The 1,301-nt window shown below is 75.9% G+C and carries 1 protein-coding gene and 1 pseudogene; one reads left to right on the top strand and one right to left on the bottom strand.

Features of this window, described 5'->3' with window-relative positions:
• Positions 1-238: 238 nt before the first annotated feature.
• On the top strand, positions 239-697 hold the full coding sequence (locus ACFU6K_RS39195; RefSeq protein ID WP_380671482.1) for a MarR family winged helix-turn-helix transcriptional regulator: 459 nt from the start codon (positions 239-241) through the stop codon (positions 695-697).
• A gap of 139 nt (positions 698-836) precedes the next feature.
• Here the strand turns inward: ACFU6K_RS39195 and ACFU6K_RS39190 are convergent.
• Positions 837-1,301, bottom strand: a pseudogene (locus ACFU6K_RS39190) (hypothetical protein); the annotation flags it as partial.

The raw sequence follows: 1,301 nt of genomic DNA, 5'->3' as shown, positions 1-1,301 counted from the left end.
CCGCAGGCGGGCTTCCGCCCCACCGTCGCGGCGGCTGACGGCCCGGAGCGGAGAGCCTCGGCGAGGAACCGGCGGGGGTATAAGCCGAACTATTTGCACAGTCCGATATTCCGCGCCAAATGGCATACTTGTCGGAGGAAGACACGGGACGAAACCTCGTACGAGACCCCGGACGAGAGCCTCACGCGGGGCCGCGTCCGGCACACGGCACGAGCAGCGCGACGGAAGGGTAGGCGTCATGGGGATCCGCGACGATGCGGCCGAGATCCGGGCCCGCGGCTGGCGGACGCTCGCCGCGCTGCACGGCATGATCGACACCGCGCTGGAGAAGGCGCTCCAGGCCGAGTTCAAGCTCTCGGTGGTCGAGTACACGGTGCTGGAGGCGCTCTCCCGCCAGGACGGCTGGCACATGCGGATGCAGCAGCTGGCCCGTGCGGCGGCGCTGAGCAGCAGCGCGACCACCCGGCTGGTGAGCCGTCTGGAGGAGCGGGGCCTGCTCGGCCGGTTCCTCTGTGCGGACGACCGGCGCGGTATCTACACCGAGCTGACGCCCGAGGGTCGCGACCTGCTGACGGCGGCCCGCCCGGTGCACGACGCCGCCCTGGAGGCGACGCTGGCCGAGGCCACCGAGGTCCCCGAGCTGGCCCCGCTGGTCGAGTCGCTCGCCGAACTCCACCCGGTCCACGCCAACGCCTGACACTCGCACGCCTGACACGCGCACCGACGGCTGAGGCCGAGGCGGGCCGTCCACGGAAGCGGTCCGCCCGGGCCGGATCGTCCGGCAGCACCTTGACCACGTCCAGCGCCGGGCGGTCGCGGCGCAGGTCACAGCGGCGTCACGGCCGCTCCTCGGCGTCCTGGACGCTGGGGGAGCCCGCTGCGGCCCGCTGCGGGGCGGTCGGCGCGGGGCGCTGCTCCCCGTACACGGGTGCGGCCGGGCCGAGCGCGTCGGCCGGACGGAGCTGTTCGGCCGAGCCGGTGTCGCGGACCCGTTGCGGCACGGCCGCCCGGGCCTGCGGCGCACCGTCCGAGCCGTCGTCGGGCGGTGGTGCCGGGAGGTGCCGGCCCACCGTGGGGCTGCCCGACAGGTCGTACATGCGCGGCAGTACGGGCCGGGGCACGACCACGGCGCCGGGCAGTCCGGGGATCTCGGCGCCGACGGCCAGGCCTCCGTTGGCGGGCGCCTCGGCACCGCCGTCCCCTGGGGCACCCGCCCCGGAACCCGTCCCGACGCCCGTCCCTGCGCCGTCCGCGCCGTAGGGGACGGCCGGGGCCCCCGGGGCGCCGAACGGCCCCGGGGC

Source organism: Kitasatospora sp. NPDC057512 (genome assembly GCF_042802135.1).
Classification (GTDB): Bacteria; Actinomycetota; Actinomycetes; order Streptomycetales; family Streptomycetaceae; genus Kitasatospora.
The sequence above is the reverse complement of the archived record's forward strand: the minus strand, read 5'-3'. Positions and strand labels throughout refer to the sequence as shown.